4 protein-coding genes are annotated in these 7173 nt (G+C 67.8%); 3 read left to right on the forward strand and 1 reads right to left on the reverse strand.

Annotated features, from left to right (window positions below; genetic code table 11):
• Positions 1–184: 184 nt before the first annotated feature.
• The 3 genes from BEN49_RS08855 to BEN49_RS08865 all read left to right on the forward strand — a co-directional run bounded on the left by BEN49_RS08855 (position 185) and on the right by BEN49_RS08865 (position 4688).
• A complete protein-coding gene (locus tag BEN49_RS08855; protein ID WP_070742670.1) occupies positions 185–1312 on the forward strand; it encodes a porin in 1128 nt (375 codons plus the stop codon).
• Positions 1313–1446: 134 nt separating this feature from the next.
• Entirely contained in the window at positions 1447–2619 is a 1173-nt protein-coding gene (locus BEN49_RS08860; protein WP_070742671.1) for a hypothetical protein, read from the forward strand.
• Between the two features lie 323 nt (positions 2620–2942).
• A complete protein-coding gene (locus tag BEN49_RS08865) occupies positions 2943–4688 on the forward strand; it encodes a HAMP domain-containing sensor histidine kinase (protein ID WP_070742672.1) in 1746 nt (581 codons plus the stop codon).
• Between the two features lie 163 nt (positions 4689–4851).
• Here BEN49_RS08865 and BEN49_RS08870 read toward each other — a convergent pair.
• Positions 4852–7173: PAS domain S-box protein (locus BEN49_RS08870; protein WP_204376076.1), on the reverse strand; the 2322-nt coding region annotated here is incomplete at its 5' end.

Consider the following 7173-nt stretch of genomic DNA (forward strand, 5'->3'; position numbering starts at 1 on the left):
GCCGGGCCAGCTCCCATTTATTGTATTGAGAAGAAAAACGGGCAGCCATTCGGGCCGCTTTTTACCGATGAAAAAACTACTACTGGCCGGCGCGCTGGCGCTTGCCCGCGCCCAACGGCCGGGCCAGCTCCCATTTATTGTATTGAGAAGAAAAACGGGCAGCCATTCGGGCCGCTTTTTACCGATGAAAAAACTACTACTGGCCGGCGCGCTGGCCGCTTGCGGCGGCGCGGCGCAAGCCCAAACCCCCACTCCCGCCGATACGGCCGCCACCGCCGCCGCCCCTGCTACGGCCCCCGCCGCCGCCCCGGGGCCCCTCACCTACTACGGCTTCGTGGATGCCTACTACGGCTTCGATTTCAACCACGACAACACCAACGCGCGGCCCTATTTCCTGTACGCCCACAACCGCCAGAACGAGTTTGCGGTGAACAACGCCGTGCTGGGGGCCCGCTACGACGATGGCCGGGTGCGCGGCAGCGTAGCCCTGCACGCCGGCACCTACGTGAGCGCCAACTACGCCACCGAAGACCCTGTGCTTCAGCACATCTACGAGGCCTACGCGGGCTTCCGGCCCTTCAAAAAGGCCTGGCTCGACCTGGGCATTTTTGCCTCCCACATCGGGTTTGAGTCGGCGCTGAGCAAGGATAACTGGACGCTGACGCGCTCCATTATGGCCGAGAACTCGCCGTACTACGAGTCGGGGGCCCGCTTTACCTACGAGGTGGGGCCCCGGCTGACGCTGACTGGCCTGGTGCTGAACGGCTGGCAGAACATCCGCGAAACCAACCAGGGCAAGGCGCTGGGCACGCAAATTCAGTGGCGGCCGACGGCCAAAATCCTGGTCAACAGCAGCACGTTTTACGGCAACGAGCAGCCCCAGGACTCGCTCAAGCGCCGGCGCTACTTCCACAATTTCTTCGTCACCTACGCCGCCACCGAGCGCCTGAACCTGGCCCTGGTCTTCGACGTGGGCAAGCAGCAAAGCGCCGGCCACCACGGCTACGACAGCTGGCACACGGGCTCGGCCTTCGTGAAGTATAAGCTCGCCGAGCAGTTTTCGACCACGCTGCGCGGCGAGTACTACTACGCCCAGCGGGGCGTGTTCATCAACGGCATTTCGCCCGGCCTGACGGACGCCGACTTCAAGGCCGGCGGCACCTCCCTCAACCTCGATTACCTGCCCACGGCCAACGTCACCTTCCGCGTGGAGGGGCGCTACCTGCGGGCGCAGAACGCTATTTTCCAGCACGATGGGGGCCCCAGCCGCAACTACGGCAACCTGACAACCAGCGTCGCGCTGTCATTTTGAAACGAATTAAAAATGATCAATTAAAAATTAAAAATGGATGGAATTGGCTGCTATTATGAGGAAAAACCAGCAACTGAAACCGCCTGAAAACCACCTGATTTTTAATTTTTAATTGATAATTTTTAATTAACCCCATGCCTCCCGCCGAAAACGACCCGCGCGACCAATCCGCCGAGCGCTTCCTGCGCCTGGTGCAGGAGAAGCGGCGCGGCACGCTCAAAATTTACCTGGGCCTGGCCGCCGGCGTGGGCAAAACCTTCCGGATGCTGCAGGAGGCCCACGACTTGCACCAGCACGGCGTGCACGTGCTGCTGGGCTACGTGGAAACCCACGGCCGCGCCGGTACCGAGGCCGAGCTGCGCGGCGTGCCCCTGCTGCCCCGCAAGCAGGTGTACTACAAGGGCCGGGCCCTGCCGGAAATGGACCTCGACGCCATTGAGAAGCAGCGCCCGCAGGTGGTGATTGTGGACGAGCTGGCCCACGCCAACGTGCCCGGCTCGCGCCACGAAAAGCGCTGGCAGGACGTGGAGGAGCTGGTGCGAAAAGGCATTTCGGTGATAACCGCCGTGAACGTGCAGCACCTGGAAAGCCTGCACGACCAGGTGCTGAAAATAACCGGCACCGATGTGACCGAGCGCATCCCCGACCGGCTGCTGCGTGAGGCCGACGAGGTGGTGAACGTGGACCTAACCGTGGGCGAGCTGCGCGCCCGCCTGGAGGAGGGCAAGATTTACAACGCGGCCAAGGTGCCCACGGCGCTGGCCAACTTCTTCCAGGCCGAAAACCTGTTGCAGCTGCGCCGCCTGGCCGTGCGCGAGGTGGCCCAGCTGCTGGGCCACCAGGTGGAAAGCAGCGGCGGTGGGGCCCCCGCCGTGGCCGCCCAGCGCCGCAACGACGACCGCCTGCTGGCCTGCATCAACTCCAACGAAAAGGCGGCCAAGGAAATCATCCGCAAAACCTCGCGCCTGGCCGACCGCTTCGGGGCGGCCGCCTGGTACGTGCTGTACGTGCAAACCGGCCGCGAAAGCGCCGACCGCATCGGCTTGGCCACCCAGCGCCACCTGCTCCACAACCTCCAGCTGGCCGCCGAGTTGGGGGCCCAAATATTGCGCGTGAAGGACGACGACGTGGTGGGCGCCATCCGCCGGGTGGCAGCCGAGAAAAACGCTACCTTATTAGTATGCGGCGTGACGGGCGAAAAAACCGCCTGGGAGCGCCTCGCCGGCCGCGGCGGCATCACCCGGGGCCTGGTGCGGGCCATTGCCACGGCCACGCCCGAGCTGGATATTTTCCTGGTAACGTATTGAAGATCAGTGAACAGTTATCAGTGAGCAGTGAACAGTTATTACGGGGTGATTTGGGGCCCCAGGCCGTCATGCAGAGCGCAGCGAAGCATCTTTCCTGCGGCAGTAATCAATGGGGTAGCGCCCGGTTTAGGGCCCCCGGGCCGTCCGGCTAGGCTTGTTGGAGCACTACTGTTTCGTTGAATTGGATTACTGCTGCGGGAAAGATGCTTCGCTGCGCTCTGCATGACGGCCTGGGGGCCCTAAATCACCACGTAATAACTGCTAACCGATAACTGCTCACTGATAACTGCTAACTGCCCACTGTTAACTGTTCATTGACAACCATGAACCTCAAAACCAAGATTACGCTGGGCTTTCTGGCTTTGCTGCTGCTGCTGGGCAGCATCGGCGGCTACGCCTACTACACGGTGCGGGGCCTCAGCGCGGGCGCGGGCAACATCCTGACGGCCAACTTCTACTCCGTGGAGCTGGGGCAGCGGATGCTGCAAGCCCTCGACCAGCTGGAGGCCGCGCCGGGGGCCCCGGCGGCGGGGCCCCGGTTCCAGCAGGCCCTCACCCGCGAGGCCGGCAACATCACGGAAGCGGGCGAGCGGGCGCTGGTCGATTCGCTCACGCAGGCGTTCGATGCGTTTCAGCGGCAGCCGGCCGGGCCGGCCCTCGCGCAGCTGCGCGCCCAAACCCACCGCATGATTCGGCTAAACACGGTGGCCCTGACGCGCAAAAATGCCCAGCTGGGGGCCCAGGCCACCGGCGCCGGCCGCAACCTGCTGCTGGTGGCCACGCTGGCCGTGCTGCTGGCGCTGCTGCTGGTGGCCAGCGTGCCCGAGGCGGCGGTGCTGCCGCTGCGCAAGCTCACCAACGCCCTGGAGCACGCCGTGGGCAGCAACTTCGAGGCCAGCATTCCGGTCGAAAGCCCCGACGAGTTTGGGCGGGTGGCGCGGGCCTTCAACCGCATGCTGGTGCAATTGCAGGAGTACCGCAGCTCCACACTGGCCGAGCTGGTGACGGAGCGCAACCGGGCCCGCAGCATCGTGAACGGCCTCGACGAGGGCCTGCTGCTGCTGGATGAAAACGGCCGCATTTTGCTGGCCAACCCTGCCCTGGGCGAGCTGCTGGGCCTGCCCGTGGCCCAGCTCGTGGACCAGCTGGCCGCCGACGTGGCCCAGCGCAACGACCTGCTGGCCGCCATGCTGCGCCCCCTGGGGGCCCCGCGCCGCGCCACCGCCGTGGCCGAAACCCCGCTGCTGACGGTGGCCCGCCACGGCGAGGAAGTGTTCTACCGCCTGGCGGTGCAGGAGCTGGTGAGCTTCAACGAAGCCAGCGACAAAACGGAATTTGTGGGCCAGGTGCTCACGCTGCGCAACGTGTCGGACTTCAAAAAGCTCGACCAGGTGAAGTCCAACTTCCTGGCCACGGTATCGCACGAGCTGAAAACGCCACTCTCCAGCATCAACATGAGCCTGAAGCTGCTGCAAACCGACAAGATTGACGCCGAGGAGCGCACGCGCGTCACCGACGGCATCCGGCGCGAAACCCAGCGCCTGCTGCGCCTGGTGGGCGAGCTGCTCGACGTGTCGCGCCTCGACCCGGGGGCCGGCATCGAGCTGAACTTCGCGCCCACCGCCCTGCCCGACGTGGTGGCCTTCGCCACGGCCACCGTGCAGGCCCAGCTCGACAACAAGCAGCTGCACCTCGCCGCCACCCTGCCCGCCGACTTGCCCGCCGTGCGCGCCGACGTGGAGAAGACCACTTGGGTACTCATCAACCTACTGGCCAACGCCATCCGCTACTCGCCCCCCGGCGAAACCCTGACGGTGCGGGCCGCCCCGGCCGGCCAGTTCGTGCAGGTAACGGTGCACGACCGGGGCCCCGGTATCGCGGCCGAGCACCACGACAAAATCTTCCAGCGCTTCACCCAGATTCCCGACAAAACCGGCTACCAGGGCGGCTCGGGCCTGGGCCTGAGCATCGCCCGCGAGTTCATCACCGCCCAGGGCGGCCGCCTCTGGGTCGAGAGCGAGCTGGGCAGCGGCAGCGCCTTCCACTTCACGCTGCCCCTGGCGGGGTAAAGTGGAAGGCGCGGATTGAAAGCGCCGGGGCCCGGCACCCTGGGGGCCCTGCACGCGTTGGTTGAACACCCCAGCGGGTTATTTCCGTAGGTGAAAGCCCGGTTCCTTCCACGAATTTTCGCCGGCGCACCAGAACATTTGGGGCCCCGGCAGGGCCCCAGCGCTACGCCACCGGCAGCACCAGGAACACGCCCGTGCCCTGGCCTGGCCGCGAGCGTACGGTGAACGTGCCGCCCAGCAGCCCCATCCGGGTGCGGATGCCGGCCAGCCCCAGGCCCGGCACGGCCGCGTCAGCATCGAAGCCTAGCCCGTCGTCCTCCACGCTTAGGTGCACCTCGCGGCCCTCGCGGGCCACTTGCACAAACACCTCGCGGGCGTGGGCGTGCTTCATCACGTTGTTGAGCAGCTCCTGCACCGTGCGGTACACGGCGGTGGCCAGCGGGGCGGGCAGGGGGGCCTCGAGGCCTTTCAGGTTCAGGTCGACGGCGAGCTGGGTGGCGGGAATGCGCTGGGCAAGCGCACGCAGGGCGGCGGGCAGGCCCAGGTCTTCGAGCACGCCGGGCGTGAGCTCGAAGGCCATGGTGCGGGCCGCCCGGATGGCCTCGCTGAGCAGGCCCTGGCCGGCCTTCACCGCCGCCGAGGTGGGCAGCGCATCGAGGTGCAGGCGGGTGGCGTACAGCAGCTGGCCCACGCCGTTGTGCAGGGCCTCGGCAATGCGGCGGCGCTCCTCCTCCTGGGCCGTGAGCACGGCCGCCAGCAGCACCTGCTGCTGGCGGGCCACGGCCTGCTTGAGCATTTCCGACTCGGTGACATCGATGAAAAACCTGACGCCTTCCTGGTGGTCAGGGTTCCAGAAGCTGTAGGTGAGGAAGTGCACCGGCTGGCCTTCGTGCGCAAAGGTGGCCACGTGGCTCTCGCTGTGGCCGGCCAGCAAGCGCGCCACGTGGGGCCCCTCCTGCGGAAATACCTCGGCGGCTGCCTGGCCCACCAGGGCATCGTCGGCCAGGCCCAGGCGGCGCAGGCCGGCGCCGCGCAGGGCCCGGTAGCGGCCGTCGGGCGCGAGGCGGGCGAGGATGACGGGCAGGTTTTGGAGGATATTGGTGAGTAGCCGGTTCTGAAACTTCAGCGCCTCCTGGGCCTGGGCGGGGGCCGTCACGTCGCGCACCAGCCCGGCCAGGCGCAGGGCCTGGCCGGTGGCCGCGTCGTACTCGAAGCGGCCGCTGGCGGCCACGTGGCGCACGCTGCCGTCGGGCCGCACGAGGCGGTGCTCCAGCTCGAAGTGGCCGCGGGTGGCCTGGGCCCGCTGCATGGCGGCCTCCACGCTGGATTGATCAGCGGGGTGCATCAGGGCTTCCAGCTCGGCCCACGGCACGCGGGGAGCGGCGGTGCCCAGCACCTGCTGGGCGCAGGCATCCTGCTCCACCAGGCCGGTGGCCAGGTCCCAGCCCCACACGCCGGTGGCCGAGGCGGCCAGGGCCAGCTGGAGGCGCTCCTCGCTGGCGCGCAGGCGCTCCTGGCCCAGCCGGCGGTCGGTCACGTCGCGCCAGGTCAGGTGCAGCAGCGTTTCGCCCTGCACCACCACCGGGCTGAAGGAAAGCTCGTCCCACACGGGCTGGCCGGCGGCGTAGCGGCGCAGCTCGTGGCGGCACCAGCCCTGGGCGTGGGCCTGCTGGGCGCAGGCCAGCAGGCCGGCCAGCAGGGGCTGGCCGCCGGGCTGGTCGTCGGGCCAAAATTCGGGCAGGTGGTGGCCCAGCACCTGGGCTTTGCGGGGCTGGCCGAGCAGGCGCAGGGCGGCGGCGTTGGCGTCTACCAAGTGCAGGTGGCGCAGCAGGGCCTGGCCGTCGTGGCCCTGCTCGAAGGAGGCGCGGAAGCGGGCCTCGCTGGCGGCCAGGGCATCGGTGGCCCGGCGGCGGGCCGTCACGTCGGTGAGGGCCAAGCGGCAGCCGGCGGGGGCCCGCTCGTTGCCGGGCCCGGTACCCACCAGGCCTTCGAGTTGGGCAAAAAACGGCGCCTCGCCGGGGCCGTGCATGGCCAGCTCGCAGGTGTGGCGCTGGCCCGGCGTGGCCCACAGCTGCTCCAGAAACCGGGCAAACGCCAGCCGTTCGGCGGGCACCACGTACAGGGCCAGCCGGCGCCCCAGCAGCTGCTGGCGCACGGGGCCCAGCAGCTGGGAGAGGCGCAGGTTCAGCTGGGCCAGGGTGCCATCGGGGGCCAGGGTGCAGTAGCCCACGGGCGCAAAGTCGTACAGGTCAATGTACTCGGCGCGGCTGGCTTCGGCGTCGGCCTGGGTCAGCAGCAGCTCTTCGTACTGCATTTCCAGCTCAATCTGGTGCACTTGCAGCTCCTGGGCCAGGCGCTGGGCATCGGCGGGGGCCAGGGGCACGGCGGCGGCCAGGCGCTGGCGCTCGGCGCGGGCGCGCAACTGGTTCAGGCTGTGCGGGTCGGGTTGGTTCATGGGGCGGCGGGCGGTGGGGCCCCGCCGGCA

Origin of the sequence: Hymenobacter coccineus (genome assembly GCF_001816125.1) — a bacterium.
GTDB lineage: Bacteria > Bacteroidota > Bacteroidia > Cytophagales > Hymenobacteraceae > Hymenobacter > Hymenobacter coccineus.

Excerpts from the sequence above, each read along its gene's own strand:
- BEN49_RS08860 (WP_070742671.1), top strand. The coding sequence starts at position 1,447 with ATGCCTCCCGCCGAAAACGACCCGCGCGACCAATCCGCCGAGCGCTTC.
- BEN49_RS08855 (WP_070742670.1), top strand. The coding sequence starts at position 185 with ATGAAAAAACTACTACTGGCCGGCGCGCTGGCCGCTTGCGGCGGCGCG.
- BEN49_RS08865 (WP_070742672.1), top strand. The coding sequence starts at position 2,943 with ATGAACCTCAAAACCAAGATTACGCTGGGCTTTCTGGCTTTGCTGCTG.